We start from the raw sequence: 15183 nt of genomic DNA, 5'->3' as shown, positions 1-15183 counted from the left end.
TGCGCCGCGCGCCGTACTCTGGATTTTATGCGCCGTATAGTATATAGTTAAGCCTATGGAAAACATCCCCCTTCAGCCGAATATCGATACAAAACGCCTTAAGCTTATCCGCTTGGCAAGCATTACGGCGCTTGCAGGCAATTTGGTTTTAAGCAGTTTAAAATTGATTGTCGGCGCGCTTACCGGAACGCTTGCCGTATTGGCGGACGGTTTGGATTCAGCCGGAGATGTTGCAATTTCGTGTATGACGCTTGCCGTAAGTTTTATAATTTCGCGCCCGTCGGATAAAGAGCACCCGTGGGGGCACGGCAGGGCGGAAACTACCGGCACCATGGTGTTGTCCTTTGTTATTTTTTTTGCAGGCGCTCAATTAACGCTTGCCGCCGCTAAAAGCTTGTTTGCTTTTTTCCGGACTGTGCCCGAAACAGCGCTTCCGCCGGTTTCCGCAGTAATCGTATCGTTTGTATCGATTGGCGGAAAATTAGCCTTAACCTATTCGCAATATGTTTTGGGAAAAAAAGCTAACAGTGCTATGATATCGGCAAATGCTAAAAATATGCTTTCGGATGTGGTTATTTCCGTATCCGTGTTTACCGGTATTTTGTGCGCACTGATATTTAAGTTTCCCGTACTCGATCCTGTTGCCGCTTTTTTTGTGGGTGTGTGGATTATGAAAAACGGTATAGCTATTTTTTTGGAAATGAATACGGAATTGATGGACGGTAACACCGACAAGCTTTTGTACCGCCAGCTTTTTGACGCCGTCCGCTCGGTAGACGGTGTAACCAACCCGCACCGTGCCAGAATACGAAAAATAGCTTCGTGCTGGGATATCGATTTGGATATTGAATTGCCGCCCGATATGTCAGTGCTGGACGCTCATAAAAAAGCCGAAGAGGTGGGAAATGCGGTAAGAAAAAGTATTGCCAACGTGTACGACATTGTTATTCATGTTGAACCGAAAGGTTTAGGAGAAAAATACCCTCAAGAGGGTTTCGGCTTGTGTGAAGCCGATATATATTCTACTGAAGCAAACAGGAGGGATGTATTTTGAAAAAAGTACTGACAACGGTTTTGTGCGTATCTTGTGTGTGCGCACTGGCAGTGGGTGCGGCGTCGTGCACTAAAACGGCGCATTCAGGTTCGGTGAATGCCGATTATGTGGTAGTCGGCGGCGGAGCAGGCGGTTTAATGAGTGCTTTGGAACTTAGCTCTCAGGGTAAAGTTGTTTTGCTTGAAAAAATGCCTGCGCTCGGCGGTACGTCTATCCGTGCAAAGGGCTTTTTGTGGGCAGTCGATTCTTCAATTAATAAAGCTACGGGAAAAGGTTTAAGCGCCGAAAAACTCTTGGCTTATTACAGAGAAAAAGACCGTTCACAGGATTTTAACGAAAAACTTTTGAAAAATCTTATTGCCGTATCGGGAAAAACGGTTGACCAGCTGATTTCGTACGGTATGCCGTTCAGCAATGAAAGACTTATCGGCGGAACTCCGAACTACCCTGAACTGGTATGTTTGACCATTGACGGCGAAGGTCCTGCAATGATTGCCAAATTTGCTGAACTTTTAAAGTCGAAAAACGTGGAGATTATGTTTAATACCCGTGCAATCGACTTAATCGTTGAAAATGCAAACGTAGTCGGCGTAACGGCAGAAAGCAAGGGTAAACGCTTTACAATAAAAGCAAAAAAAACGATTTTGGCAACCGGCGGGTTTACCAGAAACGAATCAATGATGAAAGAGTACAATCCCGATTTTGCCGATAACGTGCGCTTTAGCGGTTTGGGGACAACCGGAGACGGCATTGAAATGGCATTAAAAACAGGAGCACAGCTTACCGGTAACGGCGTACTCGGCATTTGGGGATTAAACGAAAACTACGGCTATGTCGGCAATATTGGCAGTTTGGTAAGATTAACTGCCTTTTATATCAATAAAGACGGCAGCCGTTTTGTAAACGAAAAACGCTATTACGCTGAAGTGCATCAAGAATTAAATAAAATTCAAGATAAAACCGCATACGGCTTATTTGATTCGTCCCGCAGCGACATCAATGCAAATTTGGAAAAAGCTGTTGAAGAAAATCTGTGTACAAAAGCCGATACGATTGAACTTTTAGCGGAAAAACTCGGCGTCGACAAAAACAACCTTATACAAACGGTTGAAAAATACAACAGCGCATATTCAAAAGGAGAAAATGCCGAATTCGGTCTTAAAAATAAACAAATGACGCCGATTTTGCAAGCTCCTTTTTATGCGGTACCGGTCAAACCGACGGTTATCGGTACGATAAAAGGTTTAAAAGTAAACGAATACGCGCAAGTTGTAAATGAAGCGGGAAATCCCATTCCCAATTTGTATGCCGTAGGCGAATTGATAATCGGAAACTTTGTAAACAATGAATATCCTACAACCGGTACGGTATTGTCCGCAGCGGTTTACGGGGCAAAAATAGCTTCCGATACCATTAATGCGGAAAAATAAAACGGAAAAATAAAGAAAGTATAAAAAATTCAAACGGCTGTTAAGCGCAAGGGGAGGGCAAAAACTTAAAAGTTTTAGACCCTCTCTTGCAAAAAAACTTGACAGCCGTATATTTAGAATTTATAATTATACACAGCAGTGTACAAAAAACTGTGCGGAGGCTGTGTATGACACCTAAAAAACAAGTTGTTTTTATTATGACCGATACGACCCGGTTCGACATGGTCGGCTGTTACGGTTTTCCCGCTATGAAAACGCCTTGTTTGGACGACCTTGCTTCCAAAGGCGTCCGTTTTGAAAAAACTTATTCATGTCAGCCGGTATGCGGTCCTGCACGCAGTGCGATTTTTACCGGACTGTTTCCGCATTCAAACGGCAGTATTTCAAACTGTATGCCCTTAGGCGCCGGTATAAAAACGGCAGGAGAGTACTTGCAGCAAGCCGGCGTTCATAGCGCATATATCGGAAAATGGCATTTAGACGGCGGCGACTATTTTGGAAACGGTATATGCCCTGCCGGTTACGACAGCGACTATTGGTACGACATGCGCTGCTATTTGGAAGAATTATCGCCCGAATTGCGCGAATATTCACGAAAAGAAGCGTCTTCTTTGGAAGGTATAGACGAAAGCTTTACCTTTGCACACCGCTGTACCGAACGTGCCCTTTCTTTTTTGAATAAACACGGCAGCGAAGACTTTTTTTTAACCGTATCTTTTGACGAGCCGCACCAGCCTTATTTATGTCCCGAACCCTATGCTTCCATGTACAAAGATTACGAAATGCCAAAAGGCGAAAACTTTTACGATACGCTTGAAGAAAAACCGTTTTATCAAAAGCTGTGGGCGGGTAAAACTTTACACGAAGACAAACAAAACGTGCATATAAAACCGCGCCTTTTTTTAGGCTGTAATTCTTTTGCCGATTACGAAATAGGAAAAATTATAAAGGCTGTCGAACGCTTGGCACCTGACGCTATGATTATATTTACATCCGATCACGGCGAAGCACTCGGTGCACATTCGTTAACCCAAAAAGGACCTTCCGTATACGAAGAAATCGCTCATATTCCTATGATTATAAAAGGCGGTGCATACTGCCGCTCTCCCAAAGGAGCGGTTCATCACGGAGTAACAAGCCATATCGATATATTGCCGACTTTGCTCGATTATTTCGACTGTGATATTCCGCCCGTTTTGCAGGGAAAAACTATGCGACCTATAATTGAAAAGCCGAACACGCCTTTTAAAGATACGGTATTTGTTGAATTTCACCGCTACGAAGTCGATCACGACGGGTTCGGCGGTTTGCAATTTATGAGAGCAGCCGTTACCGATACGCATAAAATGGCGCTTCATCTTTTGGACGATACCGATGAACTGTACGATACGGTGCATGACAGAGCAGAACTAAAAAATCTTATTAAAACAAAAGGCTGCGAGCAAATCAGAGACGAGCTTCACCGGCGCATTTTGGATTTTATGAACGATACGCGCGACCCTTATCGCGGTTATCAGTGGAAAGTTCGCCCTTGGAACAAAGAGTATACCGCACCCGAATGGGAAGTGGACGGCTATACCCGTCAAAGACCCGAAGGTCCCGGAGAAAACCGTCAGCTTGATTACGATACCGGCTTGGAAATTAAAGAGTTTGTGCGCTATAAAAACAAGGCAAAAAAGCCTGCCGGTCAAATATAACGTATATGGAAAAAAAGCGCGGGCGCTCAAGCCGTGCCGATGTTGCAAAAGAAGCCGGGGTGAGCGAAACAATCGTATCATACGTTATAAACGCTAACCGCTACGTAGCCGCCGAAAAACGCCGCGCCGTTGAAAAAGCCGTCGCCAAGCTGCATTACAGTCCGAATACTTTTGCCCGTGCGCTTAAAGGCAAAAAAACAAATCATATTTTATTTATAGCCGATGATATCGGAAGTGAACACTTCGGAGAAATTATCAGCGCCATGGACCGCACGGCGTACGGCAAAGGTTATTTTATTTCATTATGTTCAGACCACAACGACGATTTTTTTGTGCGCCGTATTTACGAGCGTTTTTTTGACGGAATTGTTGTTGCTTCTGCATCCTTTGCCGAAAAAAACATACAAAAACTGATACAAACGGGAATACCTCTGGTACTGTTTGCTATACGGCATTATGAGCATTTAAAAGGACGCTATGCATGTATTCATACCGGATTATATGAAGGGGCGCGCTCGTGCGTGAGAGCTTTGTACGAACGCGGAAGAAAAAAATTGCTGTTTGTCGACCGCTTTGGAAATTATAATACCAGTCAATACGCGCTGCAAAGCGATGAGCGCTACCGCGGTTTTGCTGATCAATGTGCCGAATACGGTTTACCGCTTACCGATGCTTCCGTTATATCGCAGTGTGCCGGCGAAGATGAACTGATTGCGTGCATTCAAAAACGTTTTTCGCTATCGTCTGCTGATGTTGCTGTTCCCGACGGCGTGTTTTGCATAACGGACATAATTGCGTGTGCGGTTATGGAAGGCATAAAACGTGCGGGGCGGACGATACCGCATGACGTGTCGATTATCGGATTTGACAATTCGCGTTTGTGCTCTTATACGTTTCCACAGCTTTCCAGCGTTAAAATAGAAAGAGCACAAGCGGGTGCGTATGCGGTGGAATTGCTGGATAAACTGATGAAAAACGATTTTCCCGAAGACACAGTTTTTCCGCTACATGCAGAACTTTCAACTCGGTTTATTGCACGTGAAAGTTTATAAGCTGCTTTGTAACGCACTGATATTTTTTTCGCAAGAATATACGCCCGGCAGCATAGCTAGAGAAAATAAATCAGTAACATATACATATATTGACTTGACAAAATTGTAATTTATATATTACAATTTGATTGTAATGAAGATACGGAAAACGCAAATATTTGAAACATGGCTTACAAAAATAAAAGATAATAAAACACAAGCCATTATAAACATGCACGTAGACCGTCTTTCAAAAGGCTATAGCTGTGATTGTAAACCTGTCGGAAAAGGTATCTCTGAATTACGAATTCATTATAGCAAAGGGTTTCGTATTTACTATAAAAAACAAAACCGAGAGATTATCATTTTGCTTTGTGCCGGCGACAAATCGACACAAGAAAAAGATATACAACAGGCATATAAAATAGCAATGGAGGTTGTAAAAAATGAAAGTAACTGATTGGGACATGGCGGATTATATAAAAACCCCCGAAGATGTTATACTCTATTTGTCTACCGCCCTCGAAGAAGGGGAACCCGTTGACGTTATCAATGTAATAGGTGCAATCGCCCGTTCTAAAGGAATGACAAAACTTGCAAAAGAAATAGGGGTTACACGCGAAGCGCTTTATACTTCTTTATCCGAAAAGGGTAACCCGTCATTTATAACGGTTCTTAACGTATTGCGCTCAATGGGTATTGTTTTATCGGCACAAAAAACACCTGCACAAATAAAACAAACAGAACCCCCTGCAATAGCATAAATCTTACGGCTCAATAAACACACCACAAGCAATTATATTGGGCGCTGACGGGATCGAACCGCCGACATTTTGGGTGTAAACCAAACGCTCGTACCAGCTGAGCTAAGCGCCCTTTTGCGTATAATATCAAAAATCGTTTTATGCGTCAATAGCCGTTGTATAGTTTTTTACATGTTTTAAAACAATAATGAATGCTTTAGTTAAGGTAAAAAAAAACCGACAATAAAAACGGGAGTTATATCATGAATAAAAAGCCGTGCGGCTTGTTTTTTTTGCTGTTTTTATGTGTGCCTTTTTATACCTTTGCTTCTTCGGTAAGCGTTTTTATGTGCCAAAACGACAGCGCGGTGGAAACTTTAAGGGAAACGACTTTTATTTTGGAAAGCGGGATTCTCGGTATTTTATTCGACCGCGGCTATATTGTGTCAAGCGAAGCCGGCGTTCAAAATCCTAATGATGTAAACGAAGCTTTTAAACAAGCACTGAAAAACGGTAAAGAAGGCTTTTTTGAATATTTAGTGCAAGTTACCGTAAATTATACGACTACGGTACCTGAAAATCCTGCCGGAGTTATTTTTGACGATATAAAAAGTATAGAATGGCGCATTGTGCGTTTGAAAAATGCCGGCGTTATTGCCGATAAAAAAAATATCGTGCCCGTTAAATACGAAGCAGAAACCGACGTGCGAGCGCTTAAGCGTTTTGCCGGAGAACTCGGTTCGGATATTGAAACTGCGATACGTCGTTACGACGAGAGGGGAGTAACAAGATGAAAAAACATATTATACTAAGCGCCGTGTGTATGGCAGCGGTAGTACTGTTTACATCGGCTTCAAAACCGTCTTTGGACGGCAGAGCGTTGGTAGCCGCTTCAGGCGAACTGCCACCCGGATTGTATATAAAAGCTGCGGCTTTTTTACCCGGCGATTCGGTAATCATTACCAATCCGTCGGCAAAGGTAAGCGTTGAAGCTATGGTTTTTTCCACATTCAGCACTTCCGAAGGGATTGCTGCAGTGCTGTCGCAAGAAACGGCAAAACGCTTGTTTATCGAAAAAGATTCCAACAGCGTCGTACAAATAACAAAAAACGGCGGCGACATGGAATTGTCGGTTTTATCCAAAGCGATGAATTCCGCTTATGAAAATCAATTAACCGAACAGCCGCTGCCGGATGACGGTGAACAGTACAATATGAATGCTGCCGACGAAAATAACGCTGTTGCAATGGTAGACGAACCTGCCGACGGAGCAAACGATAAAGTCTTTACGCCTTTTGCTGATGCGGCACCTTCAAGTGCACAAAGCACAAAAACGGAAAGTGCTGCACAGCCGGATAAAATCAATATTCCCGAATACGATGATGTACCTAGCGTTATGGACGGCGCGGCGGAACAAAGTTCTTTGGTATCCGACGAGCCTATGCCGGAAACGGTATTGCCGGAAAAAAACAGCATGACTGAACAGGAAAATCTCGTTGTTACAAAAACGGAAACAAGCGCTGATGATGTTGTACCGGATGATGTTGCAAGCAAAAATGTAAGCGAAACAAGCGCCGCCGAGTCGGTACCGAACGTATTGCTTCCTGCCGATGAAAATCCGCCGCCGACTTTTGACGATACGGCTATGCAAAATGAAAGCGCCGTTGAACCGGATTCCGCGATGTTCGGCAGTGAAAGCGAAGAAAAACCGCCGATTGAAGAAACGGCAGGCTTTAATTATGCCGATATACGAAAATACGTTATCAACGATATACGCGAGTTTGGTACGGGAGCGTACTGTGTCCAGCTTGCCGCGTACAAAGATGCGGCAAATATTGCCCGTGTCTTGGATCGGTTTGCCGACAAATATCCGGTGCGTCTTGCAGCGTCGGAAAAAATCAGCGGCGCTTATCAAGTGCTTATCGGACCGCTTAATAAAGACGAGTATCCCGTTGTATTAAAACGCTTTATTGCATGGGGCTTTAAAGACGCATTTTTGCGCCGCGTGCGTTAAGCGTAACGTGCTAAAATTAAATAACGGTATTATCCGGTATGACGGCATTTTTCTTTATAACGATAATGCCGTCGGCAACTGAATACTGTTCCGTTTCGCCATCCGCAAGCGGGGCGCTGCAGCCGATTGTACAGTTGTTGCCGATACGGGCATTTTTATCGATAATGGCGCGCCGTATACGGGTGTTGCGTCCGATACCGATGTCGGGAATGCCTTTGCTGCGGTTGTGACGTTTTTGTTCCTCGGTTTCGTAAAAGTCGGCGCCCATGCATACCACGCCTTCTAAAACGGAATTACTTTCTATAACGCTGCGAATCCCTATAACCGAATCCGTAATGGTAGCTTCGGTTATAACGCAGCCCTCGCTTGCTGTTGAACGGGTCATAACTGCATGGTTTGTTTTGGACGGCGGAAGATTTCTCGGTTTGGTAAAAATCGGTTTGTTTTCATCGTAGAAATTGAATTTAGGCGTTACCGAAGCCAAGTCTATCGTTGCGTCATAAAAACTTTTTATAGTACCGATATCTTCCCAATAGCCGTCGTAAATGTATGAAAACACTTTGTATTTTTTTATAGCCATGGGAATAACTTCTTTGCCGAAATCGGTATAGTTGTTGTTTAACGCTTCTTCCAAAACCTGTGCGTCAAAAATATAAATACCCATAGAAGCAAGATAGTCTTTGCCATCCCTTGCTCCGGGAGTTCTGCTTTCGTCGGGAATTATCCAGTCGCTTATATCCGTTTCGGGAGCCGGTTTTTCCATAAAAGCTGTTATAGCACAGTTTTTATCCACTTTCATAATGCCGAAACCGGAAGCGTCTTGGCGGTTTACCGCAGTTGTAGCTATGGTTATTTGGGCGGAATTTTGTATGTGGTAATTTAAGTATGCATTCAAATCCATTTGGTATAATTGGTCGCCGGAAAGAATGATATAATGTGTAGGACGCTGCGTTTTAAAGTGAATAAAGTTTTTGCGCACAGCGTCTGCGGTTCCCTCATACCATCCTGAATGTTCAAGGGTTTGCTCTGCTGCCAATATTTCTACAAAACCGTGCGAAAATCGGTCAAAGTTGTACGCAGAAGCTATGTGCATGTGAAGCGACGCTGAATTAAATTGGGTTAAAAGATAGATTTGCTTAAAACCTGAATTAATACAATTTGAAATGGGAATATCTACGATGCGGTGTTTGCCGCCGAAAGGGACGGCAGGTTTTGAACGCTCTTTGGTAAGCGGGTACAATCTGGTACCTTTGCCCCCGCCGAGAATAATCGATAATACTTTAACCACACAAAACTCCTCTGTAAACTCGATTAACGTATTATACACCTTGTTTAAAAAAAAGACAATTTTTTTTTGAAAATTCGGATTGTAATGAAAAGCGCTATATGTTATGCTGTTTTTATGACGGAAACTTCATACGATTTTGTTTTTACGCGTAAACGGGAATTGAAAAAAAAGATTTTGTTTATCGTACTTATATTTATGGCGATTTTATTGTGTTTGCAATTGATTTTCCGTTTTATTATATGTCCCGTTGTTGTGTTGTCTTCCGGAATGGAACCTGCGGTATCTAAAAACGCTGCGGTATTTGTGCAGCCGCTGTTTCAAAGCAAAATGGAAATGCTTAATGTAGCGAGTGCAAAACGGGGCGAAATCGTTCGCGTATGGCTGCTTTCAGAACCGCCTAAATTGAATTTTTTAAAAAAAGCGCTTGCCCTTGTCGTGCGTATGATTAGTTTTCAAAAAGTGCAGTTATTTGAAAAGTCGCTTGCCGTCTATCCTGCACAAGGGATATTCCGCTTAATCGGACTTCCTAAAGATACCTTGTATATTAAAGACTCCGTTGCGTACATAAAGCCCTACGGGAGCGTCCATTTTTTAACCGAATTTGAACTTTCCGAAACGGATTACACCATTACCGCCGAAGGTGTGCCTGCCGTATGGGACAGTGCTATGGGAATTCAAAGTTCTACCGACAGTATTGTATTACGCGAAAACGAATACTTTGTATTAAGCGATAACAGAGTATCTTCGGCAGATTCGCGTTTGTTCGGCGTGCTCACACAAGATCGCATAAGCGGCAAAGCATTGCTGCAATATTATCCTCTTAATAAAATAAAAAAACTGTACTGATGTATGCTTATATACACATACCTTTTTGCCGCTCAAAATGTACATACTGTGCGTTTTATTCAAAGAGCGTTTTAGGAAAGTATCCGGTACCCGATGAATATGTGCACGCGCTGCTTGCACAAGCCGCTTTTATGCAGCGTTTGTACGGTTTCGGCGTATGGAACAGTATATACATCGGCGGCGGCACCCCCGGTTTATTAAGCGAAAAACAATTACACACGCTTATCAGCGGTTTAACCGCTTTGTGCCCTTTAGATTCAGCTGCGGAAACTACTCTTGAAGTTAACTGTGCCGATATTCAATTACGTGATGGACACGGCATAAACCCGTACCTTGCCGCCGCCGCGGGTGCAGGTGTTAACCGTATTTCCGCAGGTGTTCAAACGCTTGACGATAGGGTGCTTTTGTGTATAGGACGGCGAAGCAATGCGCTGCAAGTGCGCAAAGCTTTAGAAAACTTGTGCGAATGGCGTTTGCATAGCAAATGCGGCGCTAACAGAGCGCAAAGCAGCAGCGGACAACAAAGCCGCCGCCGGTTTTCATGCGACCTTATCGCCGGTTTACCGCTTTTAAGCATGGACTCTTTTGTCGGCGGTTTAAACGAAGTGCTTTTATATAAGCCCGACCATCTTTCATTGTATGCGCTGAGCATAGAAGATGGTACGCCGTTACAACGGAGTATACAAAACGGAACGCTCGATTGGGACGAAGATAAAGCCGACCGGCAGTGGATAGCCGGAAGTAAAATGCTTATACAAGCAGGTTACCGCCACTACGAAGTTTCCAATTTTGCGCTTGACGGCTGCCAAAGCATACACAACAGCGCGTATTGGCATATGAACGATTATATCGGTTTGGGAGTTGCCGCTTCGGGAACGGTAGGCGGCGTCCGGTTTACCGGAACCGAACATATAGACGCATACATTGCATATTGGCTCGGTTCCGGCGTACAAAAATTGCATCGGCTGCAAGATATTCCGAGCGATATTATGCATACGGAAATACTCGATACCAAAACGCGTATTGCCGAGTTTTTAATGATGGGCTTTCGTTTGTTTGAAGGCGTAAGCGCAAAAGAGTTTTTTAAACGGTTCGGTTTTCCGATTGAAAACGTCTTAGGTGCAGTATTTAAAAGATGGCAGGATAAAGAATTAGCCGAACGGTCCGGCGGTTTTTACCGCTTAAACGAAAAAGGAATGCTGTTTTTAAATCGCTTTTTGTGTGAAGCGCTCGACGCATTTATATAGTTTATTCATACAAACCGCTCAATGTGCGGTACAAACGGTTGATAATTTCTTTTTTTTCTTCAGCCATATCGTTTGTACATTCGTCGGCAAGCACTTCCAAACTCGATAAACTTTCATTCAGCGCGCTTGTAAAATTTTTACATACTTTAAACCAATACGTGCCCTTGCCGTCCGTAAACAAACACACAAATCCCAATTCTTTACCTTTGGTTTTAAGCGGTGCTGTTTTCAGTACGCACTGTAAGGAAGCTGTTAAATTGTCGTTTTGCGCCCCGCATGTAAAATTAGCGCTGCGCTTCCACTCCGTTTCGCTGAGCGGTTTAAAGTCGAGCTCTTTGGCAAGGCGCAGCGCAAGACTAAGTTTTTCTCCGCACAGTACAGTGTAGGACCCGTATTGCACTTTTACTTTCAGTTTTCCGGCTTGCGCAAGGCGTCCCGGATTTTCTTCGGCGTATGCAGCTTTTTTTAATAAATCAAAGGGCATAACGACGTGTTTTTTCCCTTTTATTTTTTGTAAGGCAAAAGAAATGCCGCCTATCGTTATACTTTCGGCTTTTGTGTCGCCGGCTTTGTCTTGGTTTTTACCTGATTGTCTGCGGCTGTCTGCTGCCGCGCGCGTTTTTTCTCCGCCGCCGCGTTTTGCGCTGCGCTGCCCGGCGGTGCAGCCGGTAGCGGTACGTTCAGTTTTGCCGCTCCGTTTGCGGCTGACTACGCGTTCAAGGCGTTCAATAATGGTATCATCCAAGCGCGACAAAACGGAGCGGGTAAGCGGCGAAACCGACATTGCAAACATCCTCGATGTGCGTACGATTTCTCCTGCAACGATGTACAGCGGATCGCTTCTGAACATACAGGAACCCGGATGAATTTGTATGTGCTCGGCAGTAAGGCTGCGGTAGTTTTCTTTTCCCTCGCGGATACAGATAAATTGAATCATTCCTGCGGCAATACACGTTAAATAATCGTCGGTCTTGCCGCCGCCGGTAACGGGAATGCCCATGCTTCCGACTATTTGAGACAGCTGTTCTTTTATGTTTACGATTTCAGCCATTACTCTTTCGTCCAAATAGTTTTTGGTACAAAAGCGGCTTTTGTTTTTTGCCTGTTCGTACAAGTTTAAAATTTTTACGTAAGACATAAAATCGCCGCGCATATCGCGGAATTCGTGGTGGGCTCGCCGCGCATCCGTTTCTTCGCCGCCGGGAAGTACAAAGGGGCTTTGCGCCGATAAAAATGCAGCGGCAGTAAGCACTTCGTCCATAACATCGGGATAGTTTAAGATGGCTTCTACGATAATGCGGCTTTGGCGCGGCATAAGCGGAAATTCAACCATCAATTTGCCTATCTTCGATAAACTGCGGTCTTTTTCGAGCGCGCCGAGTAAATTAAGCGTTTCCATGCCGCCTATAAGCCCTTCGGTTCCCGGCGGAGAAATAAAATCAAAGTGCTCAAAATCGCTTATACCCAATTCAGCCATACGTAATACCACTTCGGAAAGGTCAGTACGGTAAATTTCTTCGAGCGTGTATAAACTGCGGCTGTCGTAATCTTTTCTGGAATACAAACGGTAGCAAACGCCGCTTTGCGTTCTGCCGGCTCTGCCTTTGCGCTGGTTGCACGAAGCTTTGGAAACAGCGGTTTCGTTTAAGCTGGAAGTAAACGTGCGCGGATTGTAATAGTTTAACTTTGCAAGCCCCGTGTCTATAACCGTGGTAATGCCGGGAATGGTTAAACTGGTTTCCGCTATATTGGTGGCAACAACCAGTTTTTTCCGAGCAAACGGAGCGTTGTCGAATACGCGCTCTTGTTCTTCTTTTGCCAGCCGTCCGTACAAGGGCACTAAATGAATGCGCCGGGAAAATGAAGCATGACTTAAACGCCGTATGCAGTCTTTTATGATTTTTTCACCCGGCAAAAAACACAGCATATCCCCTTGGTATTTACTGTCCAATACGCGTTCAACCGTTTGTTCTATTTTTAACAAAAGGCTTTCGGCTGCGCTCGGGCTTGCCGTGCTTGCCGGTATTGCAGGCGGGTCGTATACCAAAGTAACGGGGTAGGTAATCGTATCTATGGTTACTACCGGACAAGCGTTAAAATAATCGGAAAACGCTTGTGCGTTCATTGTTGCCGAAGAGATGATAACTTTAAAATCTTTGCGTTCGGCAAGCACGCGTTTTAAAAGTCCCAATACAAAGTCTATGTTTAAACTGCGCTCGTGCGCTTCGTCTACCATAACAACCGAATAGCGCGAAAGCCACGGATCGAGTTTCATTTCCTGCAATAAAATACCGTCGGTCATTATTTTTATTTTTGTGGAAAAATCGGTTTTGTCTTCAAAGCGCATTTTATAGCCGACCAAACCGGGGTACGTTGTATTCAATTGTTTTGCAATAAATTCGCTTACCGAAAGAGCTGCAATTCTTCGCGGCTGCGTTACCGCAATCATGCCCGTGTGCGCATAAGATGCTTCATACAAAATAACGGGAAGCTGTGTTGTTTTTCCCGAACCGGTCGGACTTTGCACAACAACTGCTTGGTGTTCTTCAAGCGCTTTAAGTATGCGGTCTTTTTGCTCGTAAACGGGAAGTAAGCGATAGTCTATTTTTTGCATTCGCCTATGTCCTGTATCTTTTTCATTAAATTCAGCCGCGCTGTGTAGTAACGCGAAAGCTTGGCGTTTTGCGAAGCGATAAAATCAGCGGTTAAACGCTTGATAATAAAGTTGTAGTTTCCGTCTATGTGAGTTGCAATAATAACCGGATTGATAGCCGAAACTATAATTCCTTGTTTATCCGAAGTATCGGAATCTACTGTTACGTTTATAATAAAACCGGTTCCCGTATATTCGTAAGGGTGTTCGGGATTTTCAAAATTGTATACCGGATTTTGCCCCGAAATCGTATTTCCGAGCCCGTACATAATCAGCTTTGTTTTTTTTCCATTGGTATCGTATACGGATTCCCAACTTTTGCTTACGTGTGCGTGGTTTGCCCACACGATATCGGCTCCGGCGTCGAGCAATTCGTGCAATTGTTTTTTTCGTTTTTCGCTTATTTCAAGTACATATTCGCTGTCGTTTGTGTGAACGCTAAGTACAAAAAGGTCGCACGGTTGTTTTTCTTTTAAAAGCCGTATTTGCTCGATAAGGCGCGCCGTTCCCTCTTTTGTGTCGGGGTAAAAATCGAATAAAGAAGTGTACGCGTTTTGGTTTACCAATTGGGTAACTGCAGCAAATAGAATTTTCCATCCTCGGCATTCGATTACTTCATAGCTGAGCTCGGCGCTGCCCGGTTGTTTAAGTCCGGCACTGTATACCTTTTGCCCGCGTACGTGTGCAAAAAAAGCGGCGCTGCCTTCTATACCTTCTTTTCCTTGATCGTTGGTATGGTTGTTTGCAAGCGAAAATACGTTAAATCCCGCATCGATTGCCGCTTGTACGTATTCGGCGTGTACGTTAAAACACGGATAGCTTTGGTATTCACGTGTTTCGCATACTGGAGTTTCAAGGTTGGCAAAGCATACATCGTTTTCTTTTAAAAGCGGCGCAATATCTTCGTAAATAAGTGCGTAGTTTTTCATGCGGAAATTTACATTGTGTGCCATAATATCGCCTGCAAAGCTTAAGTTAAGCGGCTTTTTTTTCGGCGCAGACAGCTCCGAGCGCGTGTTTTTTCCTTTTTGCGATTGTTGTGCTTTGTCCGGAAAGGCGGTGAGTCGCTCGGGATTTATCGAACGGCATGAAATAAAAAAATACAGCAGGGTAAAAACAGCTGCGAGCGCCTTTGTATGTGCCGATTGTATCATAGATTTTTATTATACATTGACAGCGT

General features: G+C 44.0%; 13 protein-coding genes and 1 tRNA gene. 10 read left to right on the top strand and 4 right to left on the bottom strand.

Features of this window, described 5'->3' with window-relative positions; all coding sequences use genetic code 11:
• The first annotated feature begins 55 nt into the window (after nucleotides 1-55).
• From HMPREF9193_RS08325 to HMPREF9193_RS08300, 6 genes are all read left to right on the top strand, one after another.
• The gene (locus HMPREF9193_RS08325; protein WP_021687674.1) at nucleotides 56-1054 is read left to right on the top strand and encodes a cation diffusion facilitator family transporter; all 999 of its coding nucleotides are present in this window, start codon (nucleotides 56-58) and stop codon (nucleotides 1052-1054) included.
• Nucleotides 1051-2484 (top strand): FAD-dependent oxidoreductase, encoded by a 1434-nt coding sequence (locus tag HMPREF9193_RS08320; protein WP_040848032.1) that lies wholly within the window; start codon nucleotides 1051-1053, stop codon nucleotides 2482-2484. The genes HMPREF9193_RS08325 and HMPREF9193_RS08320 overlap by 4 nt, the downstream gene beginning before the upstream one ends.
• A gap of 167 nt (nucleotides 2485-2651) precedes the next feature.
• Nucleotides 2652-4181, top strand: a complete 1530-nt coding sequence (locus HMPREF9193_RS08315; protein WP_021687672.1) for a sulfatase-like hydrolase/transferase — start codon at nucleotides 2652-2654, stop codon at nucleotides 4179-4181.
• Nucleotides 4182-4186: 5 nt separating this feature from the next.
• Nucleotides 4187-5233, top strand: a complete 1047-nt coding sequence (locus HMPREF9193_RS08310; protein ID WP_021687671.1) for a LacI family DNA-binding transcriptional regulator — start codon at nucleotides 4187-4189, stop codon at nucleotides 5231-5233.
• 133 nt (nucleotides 5234-5366) lie between these two features.
• On the top strand, nucleotides 5367-5672 hold the full coding sequence (locus HMPREF9193_RS08305) for a type II toxin-antitoxin system RelE/ParE family toxin (protein ID WP_021687669.1): 306 nt from the start codon (nucleotides 5367-5369) through the stop codon (nucleotides 5670-5672).
• Complete coding sequence (locus HMPREF9193_RS08300; protein WP_021687668.1) at nucleotides 5659-5976, top strand: addiction module antidote protein; 318 nt, start codon at nucleotides 5659-5661, stop codon at nucleotides 5974-5976. The genes HMPREF9193_RS08305 and HMPREF9193_RS08300 overlap by 14 nt, the downstream gene beginning before the upstream one ends.
• A 38-nt stretch (nucleotides 5977-6014) precedes the next feature.
• Here HMPREF9193_RS08300 and HMPREF9193_RS08295 read toward each other — a convergent pair.
• Nucleotides 6015-6088, bottom strand: a tRNA-Val gene (locus HMPREF9193_RS08295).
• Between the two features lie 130 nt (nucleotides 6089-6218).
• Between HMPREF9193_RS08295 and HMPREF9193_RS08290 the strand changes: the two genes are divergently transcribed.
• The gene (locus HMPREF9193_RS08290; protein WP_040848030.1) at nucleotides 6219-6749 is read left to right on the top strand and encodes a hypothetical protein; all 531 of its coding nucleotides are present in this window, start codon (nucleotides 6219-6221) and stop codon (nucleotides 6747-6749) included.
• Nucleotides 6746-7969 carry an SPOR domain-containing protein gene (locus tag HMPREF9193_RS08285; protein ID WP_021687666.1) on the top strand — a complete coding sequence of 408 codons (1224 nt, stop codon included), beginning with the start codon at nucleotides 6746-6748 and terminating at the stop codon, nucleotides 7967-7969. Before HMPREF9193_RS08290 ends, HMPREF9193_RS08285 begins: the two co-directional genes overlap by 4 nt.
• 16 nt (nucleotides 7970-7985) lie before the next feature.
• On the opposite strand, the gene HMPREF9193_RS08280 is transcribed toward HMPREF9193_RS08285, so the two are convergent.
• Nucleotides 7986-9257 carry a glucose-1-phosphate adenylyltransferase gene (locus HMPREF9193_RS08280; RefSeq protein WP_040848028.1) on the bottom strand — a complete coding sequence of 424 codons (1272 nt, stop codon included), beginning with the start codon at nucleotides 9255-9257 and terminating at the stop codon, nucleotides 7986-7988.
• A 114-nt stretch (nucleotides 9258-9371) separates the two neighbouring features.
• On the opposite strand from HMPREF9193_RS08280, the gene lepB reads away from it, so the two are divergent.
• Together lepB and HMPREF9193_RS08270 are read left to right on the top strand one after the other, a co-directional pair.
• A complete protein-coding gene (lepB, locus tag HMPREF9193_RS08275) occupies nucleotides 9372-10103 on the top strand; it encodes a signal peptidase I (RefSeq protein ID WP_169720461.1) in 732 nt (243 codons plus the stop codon).
• Nucleotides 10103-11350 (top strand): coproporphyrinogen-III oxidase family protein, encoded by a 1248-nt coding sequence (locus tag HMPREF9193_RS08270; protein WP_021687663.1) that lies wholly within the window; start codon nucleotides 10103-10105, stop codon nucleotides 11348-11350. The genes lepB and HMPREF9193_RS08270 overlap by 1 nt, the downstream gene beginning before the upstream one ends.
• Nucleotide 11351: 1 nt before the next feature.
• On the opposite strand, the gene HMPREF9193_RS08265 is transcribed toward HMPREF9193_RS08270, so the two are convergent.
• Nucleotides 11352-13964 carry a helicase-related protein gene (locus HMPREF9193_RS08265; protein ID WP_021687662.1) on the bottom strand — a complete coding sequence of 871 codons (2613 nt, stop codon included), beginning with the start codon at nucleotides 13962-13964 and terminating at the stop codon, nucleotides 11352-11354.
• Nucleotides 13952-15157, bottom strand: a complete 1206-nt coding sequence (locus tag HMPREF9193_RS08260) for a CapA family protein (RefSeq protein ID WP_021687661.1) — start codon at nucleotides 15155-15157, stop codon at nucleotides 13952-13954. Before HMPREF9193_RS08260 ends, HMPREF9193_RS08265 begins: the two co-directional genes overlap by 13 nt.
• Between the last annotated feature and the right edge of the window lie 26 nt (nucleotides 15158-15183).

This window comes from Treponema lecithinolyticum ATCC 700332 (assembly GCA_000468055.1).
GTDB lineage: Bacteria > Spirochaetota > Spirochaetia > Treponematales > Treponemataceae > Treponema_C > Treponema_C lecithinolyticum.
Note: the sequence above shows the minus strand (reverse complement) of the source record. Positions and strands in the feature narration are given on the sequence as shown.